Annotated in this window: 24 protein-coding genes; 17 read left to right on the top strand and 7 right to left on the bottom strand. The window is 67.7% G+C overall.

Annotated features, from left to right (window positions below; translation table 11 throughout):
• The first annotated feature begins 36 nt into the window (after window positions 1-36).
• From QNO06_RS11550 to QNO06_RS11515, 8 genes are all read left to right on the top strand, one after another.
• A complete protein-coding gene (locus QNO06_RS11550; RefSeq protein WP_227913868.1) occupies window positions 37-591 on the top strand; it encodes a DUF2017 domain-containing protein in 555 nt (184 codons plus the stop codon).
• 106 nt (window positions 592-697) lie between these two features.
• On the top strand, window positions 698-1,687 hold the full coding sequence (gene murI / locus QNO06_RS11545) for a glutamate racemase (RefSeq protein ID WP_227913869.1): 990 nt from the start codon (window positions 698-700) through the stop codon (window positions 1,685-1,687).
• Window positions 1,684-2,529 (top strand): MBL fold metallo-hydrolase, encoded by an 846-nt coding sequence (locus QNO06_RS11540; RefSeq protein WP_227913870.1) that lies wholly within the window; start codon window positions 1,684-1,686, stop codon window positions 2,527-2,529. The genes murI and QNO06_RS11540 overlap by 4 nt, the downstream gene beginning before the upstream one ends.
• A gap of 27 nt (window positions 2,530-2,556) precedes the next feature.
• Window positions 2,557-3,321, top strand: a complete 765-nt coding sequence (gene rph / locus QNO06_RS11535; protein ID WP_231708804.1) for a ribonuclease PH — start codon at window positions 2,557-2,559, stop codon at window positions 3,319-3,321.
• Window positions 3,322-3,948, top strand: coding sequence for an RdgB/HAM1 family non-canonical purine NTP pyrophosphatase (rdgB, locus tag QNO06_RS11530; protein ID WP_227913871.1), 627 nt, complete (start codon window positions 3,322-3,324; stop codon window positions 3,946-3,948).
• 108 nt (window positions 3,949-4,056) lie between these two features.
• The gene (locus QNO06_RS11525; RefSeq protein ID WP_227913872.1) at window positions 4,057-4,848 is read left to right on the top strand and encodes a DedA family protein; all 792 of its coding nucleotides are present in this window, start codon (window positions 4,057-4,059) and stop codon (window positions 4,846-4,848) included.
• Window positions 4,841-5,857: a 3'-5' exonuclease gene (locus QNO06_RS11520; RefSeq protein WP_227913873.1), complete on the top strand. Its 1,017-nt coding sequence runs from the start codon at window positions 4,841-4,843 to the stop codon at window positions 5,855-5,857. Before QNO06_RS11525 ends, QNO06_RS11520 begins: the two co-directional genes overlap by 8 nt.
• Window positions 5,858-6,275: 418 nt before the next feature.
• Complete coding sequence (locus QNO06_RS11515) at window positions 6,276-7,688, top strand: HNH endonuclease (RefSeq protein ID WP_284162458.1); 1,413 nt, start codon at window positions 6,276-6,278, stop codon at window positions 7,686-7,688.
• Between the two features lie 30 nt (window positions 7,689-7,718).
• Here QNO06_RS11515 and QNO06_RS11510 read toward each other — a convergent pair whose 3' ends face one another.
• Window positions 7,719-8,762 (bottom strand): ADP-ribosylglycohydrolase family protein, encoded by a 1,044-nt coding sequence (locus QNO06_RS11510; RefSeq protein WP_227914463.1) that lies wholly within the window; start codon window positions 8,760-8,762, stop codon window positions 7,719-7,721.
• A 185-nt stretch (window positions 8,763-8,947) separates the two neighbouring features.
• Between QNO06_RS11510 and QNO06_RS11505 the strand changes: the two genes are divergently transcribed.
• The 5 genes from QNO06_RS11505 to QNO06_RS11485 all read left to right on the top strand — a co-directional run bounded on the left by QNO06_RS11505 (window position 8,948) and on the right by QNO06_RS11485 (window position 16,031).
• Window positions 8,948-9,946, top strand: coding sequence for an aquaporin (locus QNO06_RS11505; RefSeq protein ID WP_227914462.1), 999 nt, complete (start codon window positions 8,948-8,950; stop codon window positions 9,944-9,946).
• Window positions 9,947-10,039: 93 nt separating this feature from the next.
• On the top strand, window positions 10,040-11,203 hold the full coding sequence (locus QNO06_RS11500; protein WP_227914461.1) for an exonuclease SbcCD subunit D: 1,164 nt from the start codon (window positions 10,040-10,042) through the stop codon (window positions 11,201-11,203).
• Entirely contained in the window at window positions 11,200-14,307 is a 3,108-nt protein-coding gene (locus QNO06_RS11495; RefSeq protein ID WP_227914459.1) for an AAA family ATPase, read from the top strand. Before QNO06_RS11500 ends, QNO06_RS11495 begins: the two co-directional genes overlap by 4 nt.
• A 137-nt stretch (window positions 14,308-14,444) precedes the next feature.
• Window positions 14,445-15,782 carry an MFS transporter gene (locus QNO06_RS11490; protein ID WP_227914457.1) on the top strand — a complete coding sequence of 446 codons (1,338 nt, stop codon included), beginning with the start codon at window positions 14,445-14,447 and terminating at the stop codon, window positions 15,780-15,782.
• 81 nt (window positions 15,783-15,863) lie between these two features.
• Complete coding sequence (locus QNO06_RS11485; RefSeq protein WP_227914455.1) at window positions 15,864-16,031, top strand: hypothetical protein; 168 nt, start codon at window positions 15,864-15,866, stop codon at window positions 16,029-16,031.
• A 64-nt stretch (window positions 16,032-16,095) separates the two neighbouring features.
• Here the strand turns inward: QNO06_RS11485 and QNO06_RS11480 are convergent, their stop codons facing one another.
• The 5 genes from QNO06_RS11480 to QNO06_RS11460 form a co-directional block, all read right to left on the bottom strand.
• Complete coding sequence (locus QNO06_RS11480; RefSeq protein WP_227914453.1) at window positions 16,096-17,073, bottom strand: serine/threonine-protein kinase; 978 nt, start codon at window positions 17,071-17,073, stop codon at window positions 16,096-16,098.
• Window positions 17,074-17,267: 194 nt separating this feature from the next.
• Window positions 17,268-18,080: an alpha/beta fold hydrolase gene (locus QNO06_RS11475; RefSeq protein WP_442860202.1), complete on the bottom strand. Its 813-nt coding sequence runs from the start codon at window positions 18,078-18,080 to the stop codon at window positions 17,268-17,270.
• 4 nt (window positions 18,081-18,084) lie between these two features.
• Window positions 18,085-18,414 carry a biotin/lipoyl-containing protein gene (locus tag QNO06_RS11470; RefSeq protein WP_227914450.1) on the bottom strand — a complete coding sequence of 110 codons (330 nt, stop codon included), beginning with the start codon at window positions 18,412-18,414 and terminating at the stop codon, window positions 18,085-18,087.
• Window positions 18,407-19,372, bottom strand: coding sequence for an alpha-ketoacid dehydrogenase subunit beta (locus QNO06_RS11465; RefSeq protein WP_227914466.1), 966 nt, complete (start codon window positions 19,370-19,372; stop codon window positions 18,407-18,409). The genes QNO06_RS11470 and QNO06_RS11465 overlap by 8 nt, the downstream gene beginning before the upstream one ends.
• A 133-nt stretch (window positions 19,373-19,505) precedes the next feature.
• Entirely contained in the window at window positions 19,506-20,531 is a 1,026-nt protein-coding gene (locus QNO06_RS11460; RefSeq protein WP_227914448.1) for a thiamine pyrophosphate-dependent enzyme, read from the bottom strand.
• A gap of 230 nt (window positions 20,532-20,761) precedes the next feature.
• On the opposite strand from QNO06_RS11460, the gene QNO06_RS11455 reads away from it, so the two are divergent.
• Window positions 20,762-20,893 carry a hypothetical protein gene (locus QNO06_RS11455; protein ID WP_269437464.1) on the top strand — a complete coding sequence of 44 codons (132 nt, stop codon included), beginning with the start codon at window positions 20,762-20,764 and terminating at the stop codon, window positions 20,891-20,893.
• A gap of 46 nt (window positions 20,894-20,939) precedes the next feature.
• Here the strand turns inward: QNO06_RS11455 and QNO06_RS11450 are convergent, their stop codons facing one another.
• Window positions 20,940-22,361 (bottom strand): amino acid permease, encoded by a 1,422-nt coding sequence (locus tag QNO06_RS11450; protein ID WP_227914445.1) that lies wholly within the window; start codon window positions 22,359-22,361, stop codon window positions 20,940-20,942.
• Window positions 22,362-22,573: 212 nt separating this feature from the next.
• Between QNO06_RS11450 and QNO06_RS11445 the strand changes: the two genes are divergently transcribed.
• From QNO06_RS11445 to QNO06_RS11435, 3 genes are all read left to right on the top strand, one after another.
• Entirely contained in the window at window positions 22,574-23,050 is a 477-nt protein-coding gene (locus tag QNO06_RS11445) for an Lrp/AsnC family transcriptional regulator (RefSeq protein WP_227914443.1), read from the top strand.
• Window positions 23,051-23,127: 77 nt separating this feature from the next.
• The gene (locus tag QNO06_RS11440; RefSeq protein WP_227914441.1) at window positions 23,128-24,549 is read left to right on the top strand and encodes a M20/M25/M40 family metallo-hydrolase; all 1,422 of its coding nucleotides are present in this window, start codon (window positions 23,128-23,130) and stop codon (window positions 24,547-24,549) included.
• Window positions 24,549-26,030, top strand: coding sequence for an MFS transporter (locus QNO06_RS11435; RefSeq protein ID WP_227914439.1), 1,482 nt, complete (start codon window positions 24,549-24,551; stop codon window positions 26,028-26,030). The genes QNO06_RS11440 and QNO06_RS11435 overlap by 1 nt, the downstream gene beginning before the upstream one ends.
• The last annotated feature ends 5 nt before the right edge of the window (window positions 26,031-26,035 follow it).

Raw genomic sequence — 26,035 nt, 5'->3', positions numbered from 1 at the left:
ACAGCTGCTGACGAAACGCACAACAGAACGGATATCGTGGCAACCGGATTCAAGCTCACCCGCAAGGGCATCACCGCCAACCTGGAACCGGGGGAGCGGGACCTGCTGCGCAAGCTCTTCGCCGATGTGCAGTCCCTGCTGGAACCGGACACGGCAGCGGACGCAGATCCCCTTGCGGCAATGGTGGGGATCGATCCGTCCGCCGTTGCCCCGGAGGACCCGGCGCTGCTGCGGCTGCTGCCTAACGGCACCGAGGCGGAAGACGACGCCCTGGAGTTCCGCCGGTTCACCGAACGCAGCCTGCGCGAATCGAAGCAGGCGGCCCTGCGCGCGGCTGCCCTGCAGCTGGAAACCGGCCCGCTGCGGCTGGACGCGGAGCAGGCCCGGCTCTTTGCCCGCGCCCTGAACGACGTCCGGCTGGTGCTGGGCGACCGCCTGGGCCTGGCCGACGATGAGGACGCTGAACGGCTGCACGACATAACGGACCCGTCCAAGGCACAGGACGTGGACGGCTACCTGGCCCTGGTGTACAACTTCGTCACATGGCTGCAGGAAACACTGATGCAGGCGCTGCTCGACACCCTGAACTGACGCTGAACTGGCGCTTTACCGGCCCGCAATACCGGCTTGGGCTGTGAGCAACGGCACGCGTCGGTGAATGTGCGGGCGCCGCGGGGAGGACTATTGTCGTTACATTATGAGTTCGAACCGGGTCGATCCGTCCGCTGCAGCACAACCGTCTGGGAAGTCAGAGGGCAAGTCGGACGCACCCATCGGCATTTTCGACTCCGGGGTGGGCGGCCTGACCGTGGCACGCGCCGTCCTGGACCAGCTGCCCAACGAAGCCATCATGTACGTGGGGGACACCGCCAAGGGACCGTACGGGCCGCTGCCCATTGCCGAAGTGCGGGCCAACGCGCTGGGCGTGATGGACGAGCTGGTGGACTCCGGCGTCAAGCTCCTGGTCATTGCCTGCAACACTGCCTCCGCCGCCGTCCTGCGTGACGCCCGTGAACGCTACACCCGCCGGTACGGTATCCCGGTCATAGAGGTCATCCAGCCGGCCGTCCGCCGCGCCGTCGCGGCCACCCGCACCGGACGGATCGGCGTCATCGGCACCGCCGCCACCGTGGGCTCGCGGGCCTACGACGATACTTTCGCTGCCGCGCCGCACCTGACGGTCTCCTCCGTGGCCTGCCCCGCTTTCGTCGAGTTCGTGGAGGCCGGCATTACCTCCGGCCCGGACGTGCTCGCCACCGCCGAGGAATACCTCGCTCCGCTGCGGGCGAAGGACGTGGACACCCTCGTCCTCGGCTGCACCCACTATCCGCTGCTCACCGGCGTGATTTCCTACGTAATGGGCGACGGCGTGACCCTGGTGTCCAGCGCCGAGGAAACTGCCAAAGACGTCTACCGGGCCCTGATTTCCCACGGCATCGAACGCCGTTCGCAGACACCCCCGCAGCACACCTTCGTCGCAACCGGGGATTCGGCTTCCTTCGAGCTGCTCGCCCGGCGTTTCCTTGGCCCCGAGGTCCTCAGCGTCCAGCACGTTGACCACGTGGCAGCGCATTACCCCACCGGCAGCATGGCGCGGGTCACCCCGCAGATGATTGCCGCAGCACGGGCAGACGCCCCCGAACACATGGGGGCGCAGAGCGGCGCCTCCTGGAACGGCACCGCATGAAACTGACCATTGTGGGCTGCAGCGGCTCCTTTCCCGGCCCCGCCTCGCCGGCGTCGTGCTATCTCGTGACCGCCAACGACGGCGTGCGCGACTGGCGGATCCTGCTGGACCTGGGCAACGGGTCCCTGGGGGCCCTGCAGCGCTACATGGACCTGCGGGACATTGATGCCGTCCTGCTGACCCACCTGCACCCCGACCACTGCATGGACCTGTGCGGGCTGCACGTGGCGGTGCACTGGGATCCCTCGGGCTGGAACCGGGACCGGATCAAGGTGTGGGGACCAGCGGCTACCGCAGACCGAATGGCTACCGCCTACGGCCTGGAGCTGGATCCGGGGATGCACGAGGACTTCGAGTTCAGCAACTGGACGCCGGGCGGCACCGTGGAGATCGGGCCCTTCAGCATCACCCCGTATCCAGTCCGGCACCCCGCCGAAGAAGCCTACGCGCTGCGGGTCGAAGCCCGCAGCTTGGATGCCGACGGCGTATCCACCCTGCGGACCCTGGCTTATTCCGGGGACACTGACTCCTGCCCTGGGCTGGAAGCAGCTGCCCGGGACGCCGACGTCTTCCTCTGCGAAGCTGCCTTCCACGAGGGCCGCGACGACGCGATCGAGGGTGTGCACCTGACCGGGCGCCGTGCTGGGGCTGCGGCCACTGCCGCCAATGCGCGCCGGCTGCTGCTCACGCACCTGCCGGTTTGGAATGACGCCAGCCTCAGCGTGGCCGAGGCCCGCGGCTCCTACACAGGTGACCTCGCGGTGGCCGTGGCCGGGGTGTCTTACGACGTCGGCAGTCCCTTCGCGGAGCCGTTGGCGGTGCAGAAGGCGCGCAGCGTCTAGCCGCAGTCCCGGCGATAGACTGAAGCCATGACTACCGCCTCCACTCCCGTCCCGTCCGCCGGCCTCGTGCGCGCGGACGGACGTACCCCGGACCAGCTGCGCAGCATCACCATCACCCGCGGCTGGTCGAAGCAGGCCGAAGGCTCGGCCCTGATCGAGTTCGGCAACACGCGCGTGCTGTGCACCGCGTCACTCACGCCCGGCGTGCCGCGCTGGCTCAAGGGCGAAGGCAAGGGCTGGGTCACCGCCGAATACGCCATGCTTCCCCGCGCCACCAACACCCGCAATGACCGCGAGTCCGTGAAGGGCAAACTGGGCGGCCGCACCCATGAGATTTCCCGGCTGATCGGGCGCTCGCTGCGTTCCATCATCGATACCAAGGCACTCGGCGAGAACACGATCGTGCTGGACTGCGACGTCCTGCAGGCCGACGGCGGCACCCGTACCGCAGCCATCACCGGGGCCTATGTGGCCCTCGCCGACGCAGTGGCCTGGGCCAAGGACAACAAGCTTATTGCCCGCAACGCGTCCCCGCTGCTGGACACCGTTGCCGCCATCAGCGTGGGCATCATCGACGGCGTGCCCATGCTTGACCTGCCCTATGTCGAAGACGTGCGGGCGGAAACCGACATGAACGTTGTGGTCACCGGCTCGGGCAAGTTCGTGGAGGTGCAGGGAACCGCCGAGGGCGCTCCCTTCGACCGCGCCGAACTGGACGCGCTGCTGGACCTGGCGCTGCAGGGCACCGCCGAACTGGCCGCCATCCAGCGGCAGACCCTGGGTACGGCATAAATGGCACAGGCACGCCTGGTCCTGGCCACCCGCAATCCGGGCAAGCTGCGTGAACTGCGCGAACTGCTGCGCGGGCAGGTGCCCGGGCTCGACGTGGACACGCAGGTGATCGACGCCGCGGCCGCCGGGGTTCCCGACGTCGCCGAGACAGGCGTGACGTTCGAAGAGAACGCACTGCTCAAGGCCCATGCGGTTGCCGCCGCCACGGGCCTGCCCGCGGTGGCGGACGATTCCGGCCTGTCCGTGGACGTCCTGGGCGGAGCGCCGGGCATCTTCTCCGCCCGCTGGTCCGGCCGGCACGGCGACGACGCCGCGAACCTGGACCTGCTGCTGGCCCAGTTGGGGGACATTTCCGCCGAGCACCGCGGGGCCGCCTTTGTGTGCGCCGCGGCGCTGGCCGGCCCGGACGGCTCGGAAACCGTGGAGCGGGGCGAACTGCGCGGAACCCTGCTCACCGAGCGCCGGGGGGACGGCGGTTTTGGCTACGATCCCATCCTGGTTCCAGCCGGTTCCGAGCGCAGCTGCGCGGAACTGAGCAGCGCGGAAAAGAACGCCATCAGCCACCGCGGCCAGGCCTTCCGTGCCTTGCTTCCGGCATTGGTCCGCACACTGGCTGCGGAAGGGTAGCCCGTCTCCGAATCCCGGGGCCACGGTGTGTGATGTGTCCCAAACACGCCGGGGAGGGGTCCCGGGATTCTGCCCGGCGCAGGGGGCTGGGGCAGAATTGAGCGCGAGATGACTATTACTGAAGCCGTTCCCGCAGCCACCTCCCCGACTTTCTTCGAGTTCTCCGCCGGCACCGCCGTCGTCGAGCCTCCTGCCGCTCCCGCCGCCGTCGTCGAGCCTCCTGTCGAAGGGCAGGTTGCCGCGGAGCAGGCCGCAGCGGAGCCCTCCGCCCTTGGCGGGGTCGCAGACTGGGCTGTCGGCATGATGGAAAGCATCGGTGCCCCCGGTGCAGGCCTGGCCATTGCGCTGGAAAACCTGTTTCCGCCGCTGCCGAGCGAAATTATCCTTCCGCTGGCCGGCTTCACCGCCAGCCAGGGAAGCTTTTCCCTCACGGCTGCCTTGTTCTGGACCACGCTGGGTTCGGTTCTCGGCGCGCTGGCCCTTTACGGGCTGGGTGCCTGGCTCGGCCGGGACCGGATGCGCCGGGTGGTGGCCAAGGTTCCCCTGGTGGACCTGGAAGATGTGGACAAGGTGGAGGCCTGGTTTGAACGCCACGGCTATAAAGCGGTGTTCTTTGGCCGGATGATTCCGCTGTTCCGCAGCCTCATTTCCATTCCCGCAGGCATTGAACGGATGGGCCTGCTGACCTTTTCCGCGCTCACTACTGCCGGCAGCCTGATCTGGAACACCATCTTCATTCTGGCCGGCTACTATCTGGGCGAAAGCTGGCACCTCGTTGAGGCCTACGCCGGTGTTTTCCAGAAGATCGTCATTGCAGCGGTTGTCATTGCGGCTGTGTGGTTCGTTGCTGCCAAGGTCCGCAGCTCACGGCGGAAGCCGGTGACCGGCGAAGATGCTTAACGCGGGACTGAACTTCACCGCGATCGACTTTGAAACCGCCAACGGATTCCGCGGTTCACCGTGCTCGGTGGGCCTGGTCCGGGTCCGCGGCGGACAGGTGGTCGAAGAGACTTCCTGGCTGATGCGGCCGCCCGAGGGGCACGACTACTTTGACCGGCGCAATGTGCGCATCCACGGCATTGAACCGGAGATGGTGGCCGGAGCTCCCCGCTTTGGCGAGCTTTTTCCCGAGATCGGGGCGTTCATCGGGGATGACCTCCTGGTGGCGCACAATGCGGCCTTCGACATGGGGGTGATCCGGTCCGCGCTGGAAGTATCCGGGCTGGCCGGCCCGGCGTACGACTACACCTGCACGGTGGTCCATTCCCGCCGCACCTACCAGCTGCCCTCGCACTCGCTGCCCTTCGCCGCAGAAGCGGCAGGCGTTCCGCTGCTGAACCACCACGACGCCACAGAAGACGCCCGTGCCTGTGCCGGAATCATGGTGGACATTGCCCGGCGCTGCGGGGCCTCCTCCATGCCGGACTTTTTCCTCCGCCAGGGCATGCAGGCTTCCAGGCTGCCCGCCTATGTGCCGGGCCAGCATGAGCTGTCCAAAGCCACCCGTGACGCCATGGCTAAGGGCACCGGGACGGCGGCTGCAGCGGGGACTGCCTGGACCGGATGGCCGTCCGAAGGGGAGAACCCGCCGCCCAACCCGCTCGCGGACCCCGCCCATCCCTTGTACGGGCAGACCGTGGTCTTCACCGGAAACCTGGGAATGGCCCGCCAGAGCGCCAAGGACCGTGCCGCGGAGGTAGGCGCCCGGACGGCCAGCAACGTCACACGCGCAACCACGGTGCTGGTGGTTGGCGACGGCTTCGAACCGGCGGACCTTCGCAGCGGACGCCTGACCGGCAAGGCCCGGCGCGTCCTGGACCTGCATGAGCGGGGCCAGCGGATTGAGGTCCTCTCCGAAGCGGAGTTCCTCCAGACTCTCGGCGGGATTTGGCCCCGGGCTTCGCAGTAGGGGGAGGGCGGCGCGGCCGTCCGTCTGGTGTATCGCCGCGCCGGGTGTCCTGTACCTGTTTGTATAAGTACTTTGTCCACAGGCTCAAAAACACCTGTTGTTGCGAACTTTTGCGGTTGTTATTATCGAACACATGTTCGAATCATTGCGAGTGGCGGAGTGCTTGCAGCCCGACCCCTCGGGTCCCCGACCGGCGCCTGTTTTCCGCCTTGCGCCCGCGAGTGCCTCCGCTGCGGCTCCGGCAACGGCGTCGAAGACGAAGATGAAAACGAGCGCAGGGGCAGAGGCAGAGGCAGGTGCAGGTGCAACGGCAAGGACGCCGTCCTCGTCACCAGGGCCTGGTCCGGCAGTGTGTGAACGGCCTGTGGGCCAGACCGGCCGCCTAGCCCCGGGCGAGGACGTTGCATCTGTTGTTGAGTTGGCCTCTTGGTCCCGGGCGCTCGCCTCCGGGGAATCCCTGGCCGCGATTGCTGCTGATTCGGATGCAGGGCTTGTTGACCGGCTCCGTGCTTTGGAGGAGCTGAAGGCTGCTGCGTGTGCGGCGCAGGCCCGTGCCGCGGCGGCGTTGGACGTGTCCGTGCGTGCGGCTCATGCCCGGGCCGGACTGCCCGCGGAGAAACAGGGTGTGGGCGTTGGAGCGCAGGTGGCGTTGGCGCGGCGGGAGTCTCCGGCCCGCGGCGGCCGGATCCTGGGCTTCGCGAAGGCCTTGACCCGGGAGATGCCGTGCACGCTCAAAGCGTTCTCGGAAGGCCACATTAGTGAGTGGCGGGCGACCCTGCTGGTCCGCGAGACCGCCTGCCTGTCCGTGGAGGACCGGCAACTGGTAGATCAGGAAATCGCCGGGGATCCTGCCGGGCTGGACGGATTGGGGGATCAGCGCCTGATAGCGAGGATCCGGAAGATCACGTACCGGCTTGATCAGGCCGCGTTGGTGCGGCGGGCGGCGAAGGCGGAGGCGGACCGGTTTGTGTCCTGCCGTCCGGCTCCGGACACCATGACCTACCTGACGGGTCTGCTGCCGGTGGCCCAGGGGGTTGCGGTGTATGCGGCACTGAGCCGTGCTGCGGATTCGTTGCGGGCCCGAGGTGATGTCCGCGGCCGGGGCCAGATCATGGCCGACACCATGGTCGAACGCATCACCGGCCAGGCAAAGGCTGAGCAGGCGCCGGTGGAAGTGCAGCTGGTAATGACGGACCGAACCCTGCTGGCCGGGGATCGGGAGCCGGCACACTTGACCGGCTACGGAATAGTGCCGGCGCCGTGGGCGCGGGATCTGGCAGGTAAGGGCGCCCGTCGAAGGGCTCAGAAGACAGGGAAGCCGGGGGAGTCCCCGACAGATGCCTCCCATGGCTCCGGAGATCCTTCAAGCGGTTCTACCGCCAGTGCGCCTGGCCCGACCGGCAGTGCGCCTGGCCCGACCGGATTCTGGCTGCGCCGCCTCTACACTGCCCCGAGTTCCGGGGAGCTGCTGGCTATGGACTCGAAGGCGCGTTTCGTACCTGTGTCCCTGGCCCGATTGGTCACGGCTAGGGACCAGGCGTGCCGGACCCCGTGGTGTGATGCGCCGATCCGGCACCAGGACCACATCCGGCCGCACCGTGATGACGGTCCCACGGAGGCAGCCAATATCCAGGGGCTGTGCGAGGCGTGCAACCAGGCCAAGGAAGCGCCAGGGTGGAAAGCGGCCGTCATCGGGGCGTCCGGTACTACCGGCCACCCGAGATCGCGGGTCCGGAAGGCCACTGCTGCTGCCCGTCGCCACACCGTGGACATCATCGCGCCAACCGGCCACCTCTACCGGTCAACCGCCCCACCCTTGCCGGGTACGTAGCTGCACTGCACCGGGAAAGCCGGGACAGAGCTAAGGGGCAATGGTCGTTGCCGCGAAAGCACCAGCGATTTTCTCGATGGCGCTGTGCTCTCGGAGGGCGTCGGCATCGGGCAGCGCCGACGGTCCATAAAGCGTTCCAAGCATGCTGCCGGCGACCACGGCGGCTGGCGCGCCGCCACGGAGGGCAGCCTGACGGACAGCGGCCGGCACTATGGCGCCGGCGGAGTCAGGAACCGAACTGTCAGCGGCAGCGAGGGCGATCTCCAGCCCCAGGGCAAGTGCGTCCTCTGCTGCGGCTGGCCGGGTATCTTCTCCGGTGACGGTGCCATCCACAGATGTGCCGGCCAAGACGGCCTGCAGTCGCTTCACGAGCTCGGGGGAGCCGCCGTCGTCGGACGCAACCAGTGCGGCCTGCTCCGTGGCCGCCTCCGCTGCGCCGCGCAAGGTAGCCCCGGGAGCCAGCAGTCCGTGCACCGTGGAGGCAAAGACCGCCGCGGCATGTCGGGACGCCGGGTGCCCGTGGGTCAGCGACGCTGCATCCAAGCTCAGCTTGTAGACCGTTTCCGCACCCACATAGGGCAGCAGTCCGAACGGAGCTGAGCGGACCAGGGGTGCAGCGGAACTGTTTTCGGTGTTGACCGGACGCTGCCGGGTTGCCATTTCCCCCGTGGACAGGGCCGCGAGCACTTCCGGATCCGCGCCGGCAGCATCGGCAGCGCCGTCTGCAGAGCGAAGCAGCGGTTCGGCGTCTATGGCGCGCGGCTGAGGCACCAGGCCCGCTTCGGGCAGCGGCAGTCCCCGGCTGCGGAGCCAGCGCAGGTACGCCAGCCAGATGCAGGCTGTCTCATCGGCTCCCAACCCCTGATTGGCCCACTCGATGGCTTCCTGCAGGCCATCCAGCGAGTAGAGGGCCAATTGCGTATCCGCTGTAATCCCCAGTCCCGCTGCATCCCGCGGCGGCACCGGATTCGCGAAGGCGTCGCCGAGGGCACCGCCTAACAGGCATCCCCGGATCTTGCCGGACAAAGATGCGAAGGAAGCGGACACGGGAACGGAATGCGGTTCGGAACTCACCACTCCAGCATAGGTGCTGGGCGCTTCCTGGCCCGGAGCCGGAAGGCTGGATGCACAGGGGATATTCAGGGAGTTAACAGACTGCACTGAAACGGTGGGGTAGTTTGTTGTGAGTTCGAAAACATGTCTCTGTACCGGCGGCTGCATGCCGGCGGCACCAACCACACGTTAGGAAATCTTCTTCCATGTCATCTGAGTCCTTACCCCTGAGCGGTGCGCGGGCAGTATCCGCCCGCGAAGCAGCGCCCGCAGACCGCGGCTACGACTACGGGTTTGTGGGACGCTCCGTGGCAGAGGCCATCGGATCGTTCCTGCTCGTTTTCGTTGGTGTGGCGGTCGCCATCTTCGCCACCGGCACGGGCATCACGTCCCCGCTGGCTTTCGGACTGGCGCTGGCCGCTGCCATGGTGGCCTTCGGCTACATCTCCGGCGGGCACTTCAACCCGGCCATCACCCTCGGCAGTGCCGTGGCCGGGCGGACGGCATGGAAGTACGTCCTTCCCTACATCCTGGCCCAGCTTGTGGGTGCCATTCTCGGCGTCGCCATCCTGTGGGTGGCCATCAACGGCCATGACCAGTTCGGTGCACAGACGAAGGAATTCTTCCTCAGCGCCTCCAACGGCTACGCGGAGAACTCGCCCACCGAATTCCCGCTGCCCAGCGCGCTGCTGCTGGAAGTTATTTCCGGCGCCCTGCTGACAGCCGTCTTCCTTGGTGCGACCGCCCGCCGTTACGGTGCGGTGGCAGCAGCCTTCGCCGTCGGCGTGACCTATGCAGTGCTGCTGACCATGCTGGCCCCGGTCACCGGCGGCGGCATCAACCCCGCCCGTTCCACCGCCACCGCCATCTTTGCCGGAGGCAGCGCGCTGGAGCAGCTCTGGCTCTTCTGGGCTGCACCCCTGCTGGGCGCAGTTATCGCAGGACTGATCTTCCTCAGCGTTGATATGACGGTCGAATCCCGCCGCGGCACCCACGACCACGTCCGCGCGGAAACAGCAGAGCATGTCGAGACCGCCACGCCGGCCGCGGCCAATTCCGCCACGGCGAACCCGGCAGCAGCCAAGCCCGTCACCGGCACCTCGCCGGTGGTGGACGAGGAAACCCGCGGTTTCTTCGACAAGCCCTCCGCCCGTTCCACGGATGAGGACCGTCCGCAGGACGGAACACCGGGCGGCCGCGCCTAGCACCTAAGAACCGGACAATATCGACGGGGGCAGTGGCGGACGCCGCTGCCCCCGATCCGTTAACTGTCGGACCCGGCAGGTAGCTTTGAAGACATGCGCATACTGCACACTTCAGACTGGCACCTGGGCAGGTCCTTCCACGGCGTGGGAATGCTGGATGCCCAGGCGGACTTCATCGATGCACTGGTGGACACCGTCCGGGAACGCGGCGTCGACGCCGTGCTTATTGCCGGAGACGTTTACGACCGTGCGCTGCCTGCGGTGGACACGGTCCGCCTGCTGGATTCCGCACTGGAGCGCATCACGGGTGCAGGCGCCGCAGTGGTGCTGTCCAGCGGCAACCACGACTCCGCTGCCCGGCTGGGATTCGGCAGCGCCTTGTTTGAGCGTGCCGGGGTGCACCTGCGTACCCGCTACCAGGACATTGCCCGTCCGGTGCTGCTGCCCGCCGCCGGCGGCACGCTGGCGGTCTACGGCATTCCCTATCTGGAACCGCGGCTGGCCGCGCCGGAGCTCGGCGTCCAGGAGCCGAACCACTTCTCCGTCACCGCTGCTGCTGTAGAACGCATCCGGCAGGACATCCGCACCAGGCAAGAGGCCGGCGCCCCCGTGACCTCCGTGGTCATGGCGCATACCTTCGCGAGCGGCGGCATCAGCAGCGACAGTGAGCGCGACCTCGCCGTGGGCGGGCTGGGAGCTGTTCCGCTGGATCTTTTCGACGGGTTTTCCTACACCGCGCTCGGGCACCTGCATGGACGGCAGCAGCTCAGCCCCACCGTCCGTTACAGCGGTTCGCCACTGCCCTACTCCTTCTCCGAGGCGCGCCAGGCCAAGGGCGGCTGGCTCCTGGAGTTCGACGGCGACGGGCTGGTTACCGCCGAGGCCGTCACCTGGCCTGCGCCCCGCCGGCTCGCGGTGCTGCGCGGTAAGCTTGCCGATCTCCTGGCGGACCCGGCACTTGCCGATGCCGAAGACGCCTACTGCCAGGTGACGCTGACGGACAGCCAGCGGCCGGCCAAAGCCATGGAACTGCTGCGCACCAGGTTCCCGGACACTCTGGTGCTCACCTTCGACCCCGAAGGCGGGGTCCGCGGGCCGGCCCAGACTTACAGCCAGCGGCTGGCGAAAGCCACGGATGACCTGGACATCTGCTGCGGCTTCCTGGAGCACGTGCGCTCCCGCAGCGCCGCAGAGGAAGAGAAGGACCTCTTTAGGGAAATCCTGGACAAGGTCCGCGAATCGGAGGCAGCACAGTGAGGATCCACCGCTTGGAAATCCAGGCCTTCGGCCCGTTTGCCGAACGCCAGGTCATCGACTTCGACGAGCTGGGCGCACACGGCCTGTTCCTCCTCAACGGTCCCACCGGTGCCGGAAAGACCAGCGTGCTGGACGCTGTTTGCTATGCCCTGTACGGTGCCGTCCCCGGCGCCAGGCAGCAGGCCCGCCGGCTGCGCAGCGACCACGCGGACCCGGCAACCGCTCCGGAAGTGGTGTGCGAGTTCAGCTCCGGAACCCGCCGCTTCGAGGTGGTCCGCAACCCCCAGTGGGAGCGTCCGGCCAAGCGGGCCGGCGGCCGGAGCACTGTTGCCGAGCAGGCAAAAACGCTGCTGCGCGAATACACCGGCGGAGCCTGGGTGGAAAAGTCTTCCCGCAATGATGAAGCCTCCACCGAGATCACCGAACTGCTCGGAATGAACCGGGAACAGTTCACCCGGGTGGTGATGCTGCCGCAGGGAGACTTTGCTGCGTTCCTGCGGGCTGACGCCGCCTCCAGGGAAGCGCTGCTGCAGCAGCTCTTCGGTACCTCACGGTTCGAGGACATCGAGCGCCAGTTGAAGGCCGAGCTGACCGAGGCGGAACAGCGCTTCGAAGCAGCCCGGGCACAGTCCGAGCACGTCCTGCGCCGGGCACGGGATGAAATCAGCCGTTACCGTGACGAGTTCGGCGCCCTGGCCGGGGAGGCGGACGACAATACGGCGGTGCCGGCCGAATCCGCGGCAGCCAGCGCGGGGATTGAACAGCCCGAACAGGAAATCGCCGCCTTCCGTGCCGAGCTGGGCACACGGACCGCTGCTGCCCGGGACGAGCTGGCGCAGCTGCGGGCAGTCCGGGAACGTGCCGAGAAGCACCTGCAGGACCTGGTTCACCTGCGGGCACGCGGCCTGGCCCTGGCGCAACTGGTCCGGGACGAAGCCGACCACGAAAAAACCGGAGCCGGGCTCCGGGAGCAGCGAAACGCGCTGGCAACCCATACTGCCGCTTCCGCGGTGGCCGGCTACGTGCGGACGGTGGACGCAGCGCAGGAACGCGCCTCGTCTCGGATTACCGCATGGGAGGCCGCGTGGACGGAGCTCACCGCCCACCCGTTGGCGGCCGCCTACCAGATGCCGTCCGTGGACCCGGTCCCCGATCCTGCTGCTGCGCTGCCCGAAGGACTTGTTGCCCGGACCGGGGCGGACCTGGCCGCAGCGAACGCCGCGCTGGAAGACGAAGAGCGCATCCATGCGCTCCTGGCCCGCGCAGCGACGGAGGAAGCCACTGCTGAAACCCGGCGCTCGCAGGCAGCCAAGGCAGGGGACACGGCGGCGTCCCTGCGCGAAGAGGAAACCCGCCTGTCATCCGAAGCAGCGGACCTGGACCGGCTGGCTGAGGGGGAGTCCCGGGCAGCCTCAGCTGTGACCCGGGCCGAAGAACTGGTCGCCACCATCCGCAGCTACGCCGACTCCCGCGAAAAGGCAGGGTCCGCTGAACAGGCCGCCGCTGATGCCCGGCAGCAGTACCAGGACCTTCGGCAGGCTTGGCAGGACCTGCTGCAGGTGCGGCTTGAGCAGGCAGCAGCGGAACTGGCACAGGAACTGGCGGACGGGGCTGCCTGCCCGGTGTGCGGTGGTCTGGAGCATCCGGACCCTGCAGCTCTGCCCCCGGGCCAGACCGCAGTCACCCGGGAAGCTGAACAGAACGCCAAGGCCCGTGCCGAGGCAGCCGAGGCAGCCTTCGACGCCGCGGCGCGCGTTGCGGGCACTGCCGCCGAAGCGGCAGCTGCCCTGCGGGCACGCGGCGGCGACGGAGATCCAGCCTCCGCGCAGGAACAGCTGGACGCTTCCCTGGCAGCCTTGGAAGAGGCCCGCGCCGCCGGCCGGAAGCAGGCAGAGGCTGCCGGCAGGCTGGAGCGGATCGCTGCGGATCTGGCAGCGCTGGATACGGAGCGTTCGGGGAGTCTCCTCGAAGCGGCACAGGCACAGTCCCGGGCCGAAGCTGCCCGGGAACAGGCCGCCGAGCTGACCGCCCGGGTGGCGGCGGCATTGCACGGCTTCGAGAGCATAGCCGAGCGGGTGCAGTCGCTGACGCTCCTTGGCGGTCTCGTCCGCGCCGCGCGGGAAACCGCGGCTGCCGCCGAGGCCTCCCGGGAGGAACTTGTCCGCGTCAGCGCTGAACTCCGGGATGCCCTGACCGGGACCGCTTTCAGCTCGGGCACGGAAGTCAGCGGAGCCCTGCTTGATGCCGCTACGGCCGATGCCTACCGTTCCGCACTGCAGGAATGGGAAGAGGAAGGCCGCCGTCTGCTGCTGCGGCGGGAAGGGCAAGAGGCTGCCGCGCCGGAAGACAACACCGGAGAACTGCTGCCCGTACCCGATGAGGAAGACGTCGAGGAAGCCTCCGAGGCGGCGGCACTTGCCCGCAAGGAGCAGGAGGAAGCTGCCCTGCTGGTCCGGCTGCTGGAAGGATCGGCGGTCCGGCTCGCGGAGTACTCGACGGAGCTGACCCAGGCACTGGAACGGACAGCACCTCTGCGGGCGCGCAGGGACCTGCTGCAGTCTGTGGCCGACACGGCCCGCGGCGGTGGCGAAAACGAGTACAAGATGACCCTCAGCACCTACGTCCTGGCTGCCCGCCTGGAACAGGTGGCCGCAGCGGCTACCGAACGGCTTGCCGCGATGACCGGTGGGCGGTATGCGCTGGTGCACAGCGACTCCAAGTCCGGCAACCGCAAGGCCGGGCTGGGCCTGCATGTGACGGATGAATGGACCGGCCAGCACCGGGACACGTCAACGCTCTCCGGCGGCGAAAGCTTTATGGCCTCCCTGTCCCTTGCCCTGGGGCTGGCAGATGTTGTGCAGCAGGAAGCGGGGGGAGTGAACATTGAGACCCTGTTTGTGGACGAGGGCTTCGGCAGCCTCGATGAACAATCACTCGAGCAGGTGATGGACGCACTCGAGGGCCTCCGCGACGGCGGCCGGGTGGTGGGCCTGGTCAGCCACGTCGCCGAGATGAAGCTGCGGATACCGGCCCAGCTGCAAATCCTCAAGGGACGCAACGGCTCTACCGTGCACTACACCGCGGGAGAGGCAGCCATAGCCTGATCCGCCCGGCGGCATCCGTTGCGTGGGCCGCCGGTTAGGCAGCACGCCCCGGCGTGGGTAAAATCGCGCTAGTAACAAGGGTTGTGCGCACCGGGAGGGGGGACGGTGTGCGGTTCGACGTACTTGGATACCGCACCATGACCCACAACAGTTCCTCTTCCGACCCCTCACACCCCGGCGCAGCCAAGCCGGTGCCCGCCCCGGAAACGGGCCGCTACCAGGCGATTTTTGCCCTGGCCGGACGTTCCTTCTTCACCATCGGTTTCCTTGCCCGCCTGCCGCTGGCCATGCTGACCGTGGGCGCCCTGACCCTGATCACCGAAGTATCCGGTTCCTATGCGCTGGGCGGGTTCGCCGCCGGCGGCGTCGGAATCGGTTCCGCAACCGGAGCCCCGCTGCTGGGGTACCTGGCCGACCGGATCGGCCAGCGTCCCGTCCTGTTGTCTACTGCGGTGCTGAACCCGGTGGCCATCGGGCTGTTCCTGCTCTCTGCCGCCCTGCTCGAACCGTCCGGTGCAGCGTTCTGGATGCTGGCCGCTGCGTTCTTTATGGGTGCCTCCTGCCCGCAGGTCGGGCCCATGGCCCGGGTCCGCTGGATGGCCATGACCGCCGGCCGCCCGCAGGGACGCGAGATGGACACTGCGCTCTCCTACGAAGGGACCGCCGATGAGCTCACCTTCGTGCTTGGACCGGCGCTGGTGGGCCTGCTCGCGGCAGCCGTCGCCCCGTGGCTGCCGCTGGCGCTGGCAGCCGTGCTCACAGCCGGGATGGTCTCGGCCTTCGCCGTCCACCGGACGGTGGAATCCGTGGTCCCGGCCTCCCGCCGCCCGGCCTCCCGCAAGGGCAACGCCGCAGCCCCCGCCGGTGCCGCCGCTTCCACAGCACCGGGGGTCACCCGCCCGAAGACGCAGTGGCTGGTCATTATGCTGCCCGTCCTGGGCATGGTCGCCATGGGGACCTTCTTCGGATCGACCCAGACCAGCCTGACGGCCTTTGCCGGAAGCTTCGGCGTAGCGTCCTCCGCCGGACTGCTGTACGCCGTGATGGGACTCAGTTCCGCCGTGGCAGCCCTGTCCGTAGCCTTCTGGCCGGAGCGTTTCGGACCGGCGGCCCGCTGGATGCTATGCGCGGCAGCTATGACCGCCTTTTCCCTGTTGCTGTTCCTGCCCGCCGACATCGCCACCATGCTGGTGGTCCTGCTGGTCCTGGGCATCCCGGTGGGGCCCACCATGGTGAGTATTTTCGGTATCGGCGCCATTGTGGCCCCGCGCGAACTGATGGGCACTGTCATGACCATGCTGGCCAGCGGGGTGGTAACCGGAACGGCGCTGGGCTCGGCGGTTTCCGGCCGGCTGGCCGATTCCTTCGGCTACGGCCACGCGTTCATTGTTCCGACGGCCGCGGCCGCAACACTGCTGCTGCTCAGCTTGGTTGCCTCGCGGGCAGCAGCGGCCCGCCGCAAAGCCGCAGCTTGAACCACCCGCAGGTGTCGGGTGCGCCACGGTTGGCCTAGTATCGGATAAGTAGTCCCGCGAGCACCACTAAGGAGAAATACGATGGGAAATACCGAAAAGGACGCCGGCCGGGGGGATCAGCAGGAGACAGGATCACAGGGACCCGAAGGCACCATCCCGCAGAGCGAGGACGGTATTGCCGCTGGGAGCACCAACGAAGCCTCCAACTTTGAGCCCGAAGAAGACGAAGCAGCCGACGACGGCAAATAAGCGAGTCTCTTGGACAAACGGACCGGCCCCGAAGGGCCGGTCCGTTTTGCTGTGGTGTGCTTTCCTACCCGAGGCTGGGAGCGTGGGCCGGAGGGGCGGGAATGTAGATGTTGCCGGTGGTGATCCCGCCTGTGCTTCCGGATTCACCGGTGACCGGTTCACGCAAAGCTGTCTCGACTGCGGCAGGCGAGGGAAGATCTGGTCCGTCCAACAGGAAGGCTTCGGATGCCAGGTTCCGCAGCGTCAGGGCCACCTCGTGGGCTTCGGGACGGGCATCGACCAGCCGGGAGGTCATGGCCCGCAGGATTTCCGTCCACTCGGGCCCTACCGACTCGGGAATCGCGGGGTCACGAAGGAGGCGGGCCACGGCGGCCTCCACGATGGGGCCCGGGAAGGCCTTTTCTCCGGTCAGGCATTCCAGCAGCACCAGGCCAAGGGAGTAGATGTCCGTGCGGGGGTCCACAGCGGCGCCCTGTGCCTGTTCCGGGCTGAGGTAGTTGGCCGTGCCGATGGTCGCGCCGTGCGCGGTGGCCACAGTGGCCTCGACCATCCTCGCAATTCCGAAGTCGGTCAGCCGGGGGTATAGCCGGGTGTCCTGGTCCTCCTGCGGAAAGAGCAGGATGTTGGCCGGCTTCACGTCGCGGTGAATGACGCCGTTGCTGTGCACATAGTTCAGGGCATCGGCCAGGTCGGCGCCGAGGGCAGCCGTAGCCGAGGAGGAGAGCGGGCCCTCCTTGAGCTTTCCGCGCAGGTCGGGGCCGTCCACCAGTTCCATCACCAGATAGCTTGCTGCCCGGCCCTCGTCGTCCACGCTGATGCCGGCATCGAGAAGCGTCACCAGTCCGGGATGGTTCAGGGTGGCAAGCAGTTGCATCTCGGTTTGCTGGCGGCGGGTTTCATCATCCTCGTTGACCGAGACTGCAAAGAGTTTGACGGCCACTTCGCGCCCCAGGTTCTCATCCACGGCACGGTACACCGAGGCGGCACCCCCGGAGCCAATGAGTTCGGTGGTGCGGTATCGGTGCCCTAGGAGTACATCCATGGGTGTCCTCCCTTGAGCGTGAAAGTGAAAGCGGGAACAAGCCTCAAACCATCAGCAGGCTGATTAATCTCAGGCTAGCCCACTAGCCGTTCCATCCTAGCCCGCGACAGGCCGCAATCCGGGCATATTCGAATGGACGTGACCAACTCGTAATATGGCCGCGCCGCGCCCCGGCTGGGGGTGGCTACAGCGGGCTACCCCTTGAGGAAGTCCAGAGCTGCGCTCTTGAAAGCGCGCGAGGTGACCGCATTCGCATGGGTGCGCGCCGGCAGTTCCAGCAGTTCGGCCCGGCCGCTCAGCGCCGCCAGCTCCGGTGCCGTGGCAGCAAGGTCGTCACGGTCTCCGGCGACCAGCAGCAGCGGCATGGCCGGCACAGCCGCCTCGGGGTTGAACGGTTCCTCCTTGATGGCCTCGACCATCCGGAACAGTGCGGCGAGGTTGTTTCCGGGCACCAGCTGCGCCATCCGGAGCAGTTCTGCGGTACGGGGATCCGCTACCGGCGCGCCCCCTGCTGCCGCTTCCCGCGCAGCGTCCAGGTCGAATTCCGCCAGCGGGTCTGCACTGCCCGGACCGCCCAGCACCATCCGGTGCACCAGTTCGGGTTGGGTTGCCCCGAATTCCCAGGCCAGCCGGGATCCGAGCGAATAGCCCACCACGTCCAGCCCGCTGGCCGGGTCGCCGTCGGCGAGGGGGCGGACGCCTGCGTCCTGGGCCACCTGGAGCAGGTCAGCACGGATACGGCTGGGCCGGTAGGAATCCAGGTCGGCCGGGGCGGCGCTGGCTCCGTGGCCGGGCAAGTCAACGGTGATGACCCGCCGTCCGGCCGCAACCAGGGCGCTGACCCACCCCGCGTCGTGCCAATTCAGCTGGGAGTTGGAGGCGAAGCCGTGCAGCAGCAGCACCGGGCGCAGACCGGCGTCGGCAGCGGCGCCGCCGTCGGTGCCCGGGAACTCCCGGACGTCCAGCCGGGGGTCGGTGCCTTCCACCAGGGAACCGTAGCCGGACACGGGCCTAGTCCTCGTCCAGGGCGGCCGTGAGCCGTACCCGGCGGCGCGCGGGCGCTTCCTGCGGCACGGTGCCGACAATGCCGGCGGTGTTGTCGGGCACCTCGAACACAATGAGCGGCTCGCCAACGTTGATCTTCTCGCCGGGCCCACCGTAGATCCGGGCAACTTTGCCGGCCTGCGGGGAGGGCAGTTCCACCGCGGACTTGGTGGTTTCCACCTCCACCAGCGGCTGGTTGCGCTCCACCTGGTCGCCTTCAGCCACCAGCCATTCCAGCACTGTGGCCTCAATCAGCCCCTCGCCGAGGTCGGGAAGGGGAAAGGAAATTTCAGCCACGCCGGTACTCCAATACTCGCTGGATCCCGAACAGGATGCGGTCAATGTTCGGGATGTATTCGTCTTCAAGGTCTCCTGACGGATACGGTACGTCGAATCCGGTGACCCGCCCAACCGGGGCGCGCAGGGTGTCGAAGCAATGTTCGGTGATCAGTGCGGCCACCTCGGCGCCCAGCCCGGAGGTCAGGGGTGCCTCATGCACGATGACGGCGCGCCGGGTCCGGCCCACGGATTCGGCCAGGGCGGCGGCGTCGATCGGCTTGAGCCAGCGCAGGTCCAGGACCTCCACCTCGATGCCGTCCTCCGCTGCCAGTTCCGCGACCTGCAGGCACCGGGCCACCATGGCGCCCCATGCCACCAGTGTGACGTGCTTGCCCGGGCGGACCACCTTCGCACCTTCGACGGCGCCGGCGTCGTCCAGGTACACGTCGCCCTTCTGCCAGTATCGGGACTTGGGTTCCATGAAGATCACCGGATCCGGCACCGCTACCGAGTGCTTGAGCAGGTGGTAGGCCTCGTGCGGGCTGGAGGGGGAGACCACCTTGAGCCCGGGAACGTGCGCGAACAGCGCTTCCAGGGACTCACCGTGGTGTTCGGGCGCACGGATGCCGCCGAAGCTGGGAACCCGGAGTGTCACCGGCATGGGCATGGTGCCGCGGCTGCGGTAATTCATCCGGGCCAGCTGGGTGATGATCTGGTTCACCGCCGGGTACGCGAATCCGTCGAACTGCACCTCGGGGATCGGGTGGAAGCCGGCCATGGCCAGGCCCACGGACATGCCCAGGATGCCGGATTCGGCCAGCGGGGTGTCGAAGACCCGTTCGGCGCCGAAGCGCTGCTGCAGGCCGTCAGTGATGCGGAAAACTCCGCCCAGCCGGCCCACGTCCTCACCGAGGACCAGTGCCTTGGGGTCGCCGGCGAGGATTTCGGCCAGCGCCCGGTTCAGCGCCTGCTGCATGGACAGGTGCTGGACCGGACCGTCGGCGGCGGGCACGGGTACTGCCCGCGCGGACTGCTTCGTGGCGGCGGCGGTTTCGGCGTTGGCTGCCGCAGCGTCCAGATCGGAGGAAGCGGTCGCCTCGGTGAGCTGCTCAGACATGTTCGGATTCCTCCCGCCAGGCACGGGCCTGGGCCTTCAGTGCTTCAGTGGGCTCGGCGTAAACGAAGTCGAACATTTCCCGGCCCGGCCGGACGCCGAGTGCTTCAACGCCCTCCCGGACGCGTTCGGCATTGGCCTTCGCGTCGGCAAGCGCGGTGTCCAGAAAGTCGGAGTCCGCGATGCCCTCTGCCAGGAGGCGGTCCGCCAGCAACTGGACGGGGTCCGTGCCGGCGTCGCGCCGTTCTTCCTCCAGGCTCCGGTAGCGGCCGGGGTCATCGCTGGTGGAGTGCGGGCCGCGGCGGTAGGTCATTGCTTCGATGAGGACGGGGCCGTGTCCGGCGCGGGCATGGGCGGCGGCCTCACGGGTGGCCAGGACGACGGCGGCGGCATCGTTGCCGTCCACCGTGATGGCGCGCATGCCGTACCCGGCGGCGCGGGCGGCGACGGTTCCGCCGGCCACCTGTGCTTCGGTAGGCAGCGAAATGGCCCAGCCGTTGTTCTGGACGAAGAAGATCACCGGCGCCTTCAGGACACCGGCAAAGTTCATGGCCTCGTGGACATCGCCCTGGGAGCTGGCACCGTCGCCGAAGTAGGTCAGGGCGACGCCGCGGGTATCCCCGCCCGAGAGGGTCTGGCCGTGGGCCCAGCCGACGGCGTGCAGCACGGATCCGCCCACCACTGCCTGGATGGGCGCAAGCCTGGTCTTCACCGGGTCATACAGTCCGCCGTGCCAGCTGGCTTTGTGGGTGGACATATAGGCGGTCATATCTACGCCCAGGGTCAGGGCCACGCCCATTTCCCGGTAGGTGGGGAAGATGAAGTCCCGCTGCGGGTCCATGGCGAAGGCGCTGCCCACCTGTGCCGCTTCCTGTCCCAGTTCGGGTGCGTAACCGGGAATGATGCCCTGGCGCTGCCAGGCGATGGCAGCGAGGTCCAGCTGCCGGACGGCGGTGACGAGCCGGTAGAGCTCGCGCAGTTCGTCCGCGGGCAGCGCTGCCGGTTGCTGAGTAGTGTCCATAACCGCAACCTAGTGTGTCCCGACACCTTGAGCAAACTTACCGCCAAACGTTGCACACTCTGTACAAATGTGTGACGTGCGCCGCGTTTACCCTAGGCAGTTTGCGCAGGAAGCGTCCCGCCGTGCTCCCGCCGTGCCCGTACAGCACATTCATTGGGAAGGGGGTGGAATCGGGCGGCATTGGGCGTAACGTTCGACGGACCTATCCCATGGTGAGTTAGGAGCCGGACATGTCAGGAAAGTCCCCGCAGGGATCCACTTCCAAGAAGCACGGCAAGGCACTCAAGGAGAAGCGGGCCGAGAAACGCGCGAAGAGCGCCGTCGAGTCCGAATTCCTGCCCAAGCGCCGCAAGGGCCGCTAGGCAGTTCCGACCGAACGCAGCCGGCCCGGCATCCTAGGCTGCCGGGCTAGTCTGCCGGGCCGGCTGCCGGCCGGCGCCGGGCACTGCGCTGTTCGAACCGCCACGCCAGCAGGACCAGCACGGCGCTCAGTCCCGCCGTTGCGAGCAGCTGGACGCGCACGGCGTCGTCGAAGAAACCAAGGACCACAATGCCTGCCAGCAGGGCCAGGGCAAAGTAGGACAGCCACGGGAACGCCCACATTTTGAAGGTCAGTTCGGTGCCGGCCGCGTCGGCCCGGCGCCTCAGGATGATCTGGGAAACAATTGAGATGCCCCAAACCACCAGGCAGCTGGAGCCCACCAGGTTGAGCAGGATCATCAGCACGGTGTCCGGGTAGAGATAGTTCAGCACCACGCCTATAAAGCCGAACGCCACGGAGGCCAGGACGGCCCGGCGGGGAACGCCGCCGGAGCTCAGGCGGCCAAGGGCTGCCGGGGCCCGTCCGCGCTCGCCCAGCGAGTAGGCCATCCGCGAGGCACCGTAGAGGTTGGCGTTCATCGCCGAGAGCAGGGCGATCACGATCACCACTGCCATCACGGTATCGGCGCCGGGAACCTTGGCAGCGTGGAGCACGGCCACGAACGGCCCGGTGCTCAGCGCTTCACTGTCCCAGGGCAGGACGGTGACCATCACCAGCACGGAGCCGATGTAGAAGACCAGGATCCGCCAGATCACGGAGCTGATGGCGGCGGCGATGTTTTTGGACGGTTCTTCAGTGTCTGCGGCGGCGATGGTGATGATTTCGGTGCCGCCGAAAGCGAACACCACCAGCAGCAGCCCGGAGGCGACGCCGGTCATCCCGTTGGGCATGAACCCGCCGTTGTTGAAGAGGTTGTCCACTCCCGGGGACGCCACGCCGGGCAGCCAGCCCGCAATGAACGCTACTCCGACGCCCAGGAAAATGATGATGGCGGCTACCTTGAGGATCGCGAACCAATACTCGAATTCACCCAGGCTTGCCGCCCCGGCCAGATTGACCGCGGTGAAGGCAATGATGAAGGCCAGTGCCAGGACCCACTGTTCGACGCCGGGGACCAGTGACGCCGTAATGGCCGCCGCCGCCGTCGCTTCCGCGGCAATCACGATCACGATCTGGAACCACCACAGCCAGCCGACGGTGGTGCCCGCGGTCCGCCCGAGCGCCTTTTCGGCGTAGACCGAGAAGGCCCCGCTGCTGGGGTCTGCGGCGGCCATTTCCCCCATCATCCGCATGATGAGGATGACCATGGTGCCGGCGATCAGGAAGGAAATCAGCACGGCCGGTCCGGCAGCGGCAATGCCGGCGCCGGAACCCACAAATAATCCGGTGCCGATGGCGCTGCCCAGGCTCATCAGCACCAGGTGGCGCGGCTGCATCTTCCGCGGCGCAGAGGAATCCGCAGCCCCGGCGGGCGCTTGGGTGCTGGACGGGAGGGCGGATTGTGGCATGGAAAACAGGGCCTTAGAACGTTGGACTGGCTGCCGGTGCCGCCCGCCGGCCCCGTTCAGGCGGACGTGGCAGGTCTGTACACCGCATTCCATCTTAGAGCCGGTCTGTGTACCAGCTGGTCCGGGCCCCTGCCCGAGTGGTTCTACAATTTGTACACTGCCGCCTTTCTGTTAGCCCTCTAACTGCCTCGTAACTGCCCCGAAAGGACCCCATGCCAACCGACGCGCTGGACGCCCGCATCGTGACCCTTTTCACCGACAACCCCCGGATGTCGGTGCTGGAGGCCTCCCGCCGGTTGTCCGTTGCCCGTGCCACTGTGCAGGCCCGCTTGGACCGGATGCAGCAGACCGGGGTGATCGCCGGCTGGGGTCCGCGGATCGACGCCGAGGCCCTGGGCTATGACGTGGTGGCGTACTGTTCGCTGACCATCCGCCAGGACACCGGCCATGATGCGGTGGTAGCCGCCCTGTCCCGCATCCCCGAGATCCAGGAAGTGCACACCGTATCGGGGGAGAGCGACCTGCTGGCGCGGGTGGCAGCACGCTCCAACTCGGACCTGCAGCGGGTGATCGATGCCATTGTGGCTACCAATACCGTGCTGCGGACCTCTTCGGTGATTGTGCTCAACACGCACTTTGAGGGCCGGATGCTGCCGCTGCTGAATGCGGCCGCCGTTCCCGAGAGCTGATCCGCCGTGCCGCAACTGTAGGGGACCGGGTCCGCCTGCTGAAGTGGCCTGCGCCACAGTGCGGTTACACTCGGCCCATGCTTAGCGACACCACCCCACGCACAGCCCCTGCCACAGCACTGCGCACCGGCCTCGAGGCTGCTCCCAAACTGGCCCGTCTCCTGACCTTCCGAACGGTCTCTTCGCGCGTTCCCGAAGAGATGGAACCGGACCAGTTTGTTGGTTTCATCGCCGCCCTGCCCGAGCTGTTTCCCCGCGTCCACAAGGAGCTGGAAGTGGAGCGGATCAACGGCCTGGGCCTGCTGTACCGCTGGCCGGGCAGCGACACGTCGGGGAACGACACGGCAGGCCCCGCAACTGCAGACCCGGCAACCGGCGGCTCCCGGGGCCCGGTGGTCCTGATGGCGCACTACGACGTCGTCCCGGTTGAAGATCCGCAGCAGTGGGACCATCCGCCGTTCGCGGGCACCGTCACGGAGACGTCCATCTGCGGCCGCGGCGCCCTGGACGACAAGGGCGCCCTTGCCGCCGTCCTGGAAGCGACCGAACAGCTTCTCGCCGAGGGCTTTGCCCCGCAGCAGGACCTCTACTTCTCATTCGGCAACAACGAGGAAACTGCAGGCGACACCGCTGCCGCCGCCGCGGATCTGCTGGCCCGGCGCGGCATCCGTCCCTGGTTGGTGCTGGATGAGGGCGGCGCAGTGGCATCCGGAGCGTTTCCGTTCGTGTCCGCACCCCTGGCCGTGGTGGGCGTGGCCGAAAAGGGGATCCTCGACGTCGAACTGGCCACCGAGGACCAGGGCGGGCACGCCTCCACACCCAACCGGATGGGCGCGACGGCGAGGCTGGCCCGGGCGGTTGTCCGGCTGGACCGCCGTCCGTTCCCGGCGGCCCTGCCGGACGTCACCGTGGAAATGATCGAGCGGCTCTCCGGGTCCGCCCCGTTGCTTCCCCGGCTGGTGCTGGGCAAGGTGCGGCGCCTGCGACCGGTGCTGACCCGGGTGTTCGGGCTGCTCGGCGGCGAACCCAATGCCATGACCCGCACCACCGTGGCCGTCACCCAGCTGCGCGGCAGCAAGGGCTCCAACGTCCTGGCCACCCGGGCCACGGCCAACGCGAACATCCGGGTAGCCGTGGGCTCCAGCGTGGAGTCCACACTGGCACACCTGCGCAAAATCATCAGCGACCCGAAGGTGTCCCTGCGGGTGGTGGAAGGCAATGAGCCCTCCCCGGTATCCGCTACGGACAATGCCCAGTTCGCGCTGCTGGAGGCCAGCATCCGCAGCAGCTTTCCCGACGCCGTTCCGGTGCCCTACATCATGCTCGGCGGCACCGATGCCCGCCGGTTCACGAACATCTGCGACGCGGTGTACCGGTTCGCGCCGTTCCGGATGAGCGCCGCGGACCGGGCAAGCATCCACGCCGACAACGAAAAAATAGGCATCGAAACCTTCGGTGAGGGCATCTTGTTCTACCGCACCCTGATGGGCGCGCTCTGATGCCGGCGGTGCCAGCCGCGCCGCCCGCCGGGCTGCGGATGATCGGCAGCGTCGTCGGCTTCCTGGTGCTGGTGGAACTGACCAGCGGCATCCTGCAGGGCTATTACACCCCCATGCTCACCGACATTGCCCGGCACCTGGGGATCGACGACGGCGATGTCAACTGGTTTGAATCCGCCCAGTTGATGCTCAGTGCCCTGGCTGTTCCCATCCTTGCGAAGCTGGGGGACATCTACGGCCACAAACGCATCCTGCTGGCCTCCACGGTGCTGACGGCCATCGCTTCCTGGGGCGTCGCATTTGCCCCGGATTTCTGGACCTTCCTGGCTGCCTGGTCGCTGCAGGGTTTCTACGTGGTCTGGCTGCCGATGGAAATCGCCCTGATCTTCAGCCGGCTGCGGCAGCAACCCAACCGCGCCGTGCTGACCCGCAAGGCGGCGGGGATCCTGGTGGGCGCGCTGGAACTGGGGGTCATCGGCGGCGCACTCGTGGGCGGGATGCTGGTGGAACAGTTCGCTGGCATGCTCTGGCTGACGCTTTCCATCCCGGCACTCGCTGTCACACTGTGCATTTTCGCCGTGCAGTTCGGGGTCCCTGAGTCCACCGCCCTGGACGGCGGCACCGTGGACCGGACGGGTTTTGCACTGCTCGCCTTCGGACTGCTGACGCTGACCTCGGGACTGACCTTCCTGCGGATCAACGGTCCGGAAACCTGGTGGGCCTGGGCTGTGCTGGCAGCCGGCGCGGCGGTTTTCATCCCGTTCGTCCGCTACGAGTCGGGGCGGAAGGATCCGCTGGTGGACTTCGCGATGCTGCGCAGTCCTGCCATGTGGCCGGTGCAGCTGACCGCCGGTCTGTTCGGCATCTCGGTGCTGGGAGCGCAGGCGCCCATGTCCACCTTCGCCCGCACCGACCCCGGCCAGTACGGCTACGGGCTAGGCCTGGAGGCCTCCCAGGTGTCCATCATTATCGGAAGCTATGTTCTGGCCCTGCTGGCCGGGGCGCTGCTCTTCCCGGCGGCGGCACGGCGGACCACCCCGCGCAATACCCTGGTGGGCGCGGCTGTGCTGGTCGGCGTCGGCTACGCCCTGTTCCTGCCCTTCCACGACACCCTGCCGCAGACGCTGGCGAACATGGTGGTGGCCGGGCTGGGATCCGGTGCCCTGGTGGCGGCGCTTCCGTCAGCTGCCGCGGCGGCAGCTCCGCTGAACCGGACCGGCATGGCCACCGGCCTGACCAACACCACCAAGACCATCGGCGGGTCCTTCGCCTCAGCAGTGTTCGGCATTGCCCTGGCCAGCGCGGCCGTGGATGCTCTGTCTCCGGCCGGTGCAACCGCCACTGCGGCACCGCTGGAGGGGTACCTGACGGTCTGGACGGTGTGCTCCGTGACGGCGTTCGTGGCGGCCGCGGTCCTGCTGATGGTGCCGCGGCTCGCATTTGCCGACCCGCCGTTGACGGCGGAGGAAGCGGCCGCCTGATCCCG

This window comes from Arthrobacter sp. zg-Y20 (assembly GCF_030142075.1).
GTDB lineage: Bacteria > Actinomycetota > Actinomycetes > Actinomycetales > Micrococcaceae > Arthrobacter_B.
Note: the sequence above shows the minus strand (reverse complement) of the source record. Positions and strands in the feature narration are given on the sequence as shown.

Bases quoted from the DNA above. Each gene is read 5' to 3' on its own strand.
- rdgB (WP_227913871.1), top strand. From the start codon at position 3,322: ATGGCACAGGCACGCCTGGTCCTGGCCACCCGCAATCCGGGCAAGCTG.
- QNO06_RS11485 (WP_227914455.1), top strand. From the start codon at position 15,864: ATGGGAAATACCGAAAAGGACGCCGGCCGGGGGGATCAGCAGGAGACA.
- QNO06_RS11460 (WP_227914448.1), bottom strand. From the start codon at position 20,531: ATGGACACTACTCAGCAACCGGCAGCGCTGCCCGCGGACGAACTGCGC.
- QNO06_RS11455 (WP_269437464.1), top strand. From the start codon at position 20,762: ATGTCAGGAAAGTCCCCGCAGGGATCCACTTCCAAGAAGCACGGCAAG.
- QNO06_RS11520 (WP_227913873.1), top strand. From the start codon at position 4,841: ATGCTTAACGCGGGACTGAACTTCACCGCGATCGACTTTGAAACCGCC.
- QNO06_RS11505 (WP_227914462.1), top strand. From the start codon at position 8,948: ATGTCATCTGAGTCCTTACCCCTGAGCGGTGCGCGGGCAGTATCCGCC.
- QNO06_RS11450 (WP_227914445.1), bottom strand. From the start codon at position 22,361: ATGCCACAATCCGCCCTCCCGTCCAGCACCCAAGCGCCCGCCGGGGCT.
- QNO06_RS11490 (WP_227914457.1), top strand. From the start codon at position 14,445: ATGACCCACAACAGTTCCTCTTCCGACCCCTCACACCCCGGCGCAGCC.
- rph (WP_231708804.1), top strand. From the start codon at position 2,557: ATGACTACCGCCTCCACTCCCGTCCCGTCCGCCGGCCTCGTGCGCGCG.
- QNO06_RS11445 (WP_227914443.1), top strand. From the start codon at position 22,574: ATGCCAACCGACGCGCTGGACGCCCGCATCGTGACCCTTTTCACCGAC.
- QNO06_RS11480 (WP_227914453.1), bottom strand. From the start codon at position 17,073: ATGGATGTACTCCTAGGGCACCGATACCGCACCACCGAACTCATTGGC.
- QNO06_RS11525 (WP_227913872.1), top strand. From the start codon at position 4,057: ATGACTATTACTGAAGCCGTTCCCGCAGCCACCTCCCCGACTTTCTTC.
- QNO06_RS11435 (WP_227914439.1), top strand. From the start codon at position 24,549: ATGCCGGCGGTGCCAGCCGCGCCGCCCGCCGGGCTGCGGATGATCGGC.
- QNO06_RS11500 (WP_227914461.1), top strand. From the start codon at position 10,040: ATGCGCATACTGCACACTTCAGACTGGCACCTGGGCAGGTCCTTCCAC.
- QNO06_RS11540 (WP_227913870.1), top strand. From the start codon at position 1,684: ATGAAACTGACCATTGTGGGCTGCAGCGGCTCCTTTCCCGGCCCCGCC.
- murI (WP_227913869.1), top strand. From the start codon at position 698: ATGAGTTCGAACCGGGTCGATCCGTCCGCTGCAGCACAACCGTCTGGG.
- QNO06_RS11465 (WP_227914466.1), bottom strand. From the start codon at position 19,372: ATGCAGCAGGCGCTGAACCGGGCGCTGGCCGAAATCCTCGCCGGCGAC.
- QNO06_RS11440 (WP_227914441.1), top strand. From the start codon at position 23,128: ATGCTTAGCGACACCACCCCACGCACAGCCCCTGCCACAGCACTGCGC.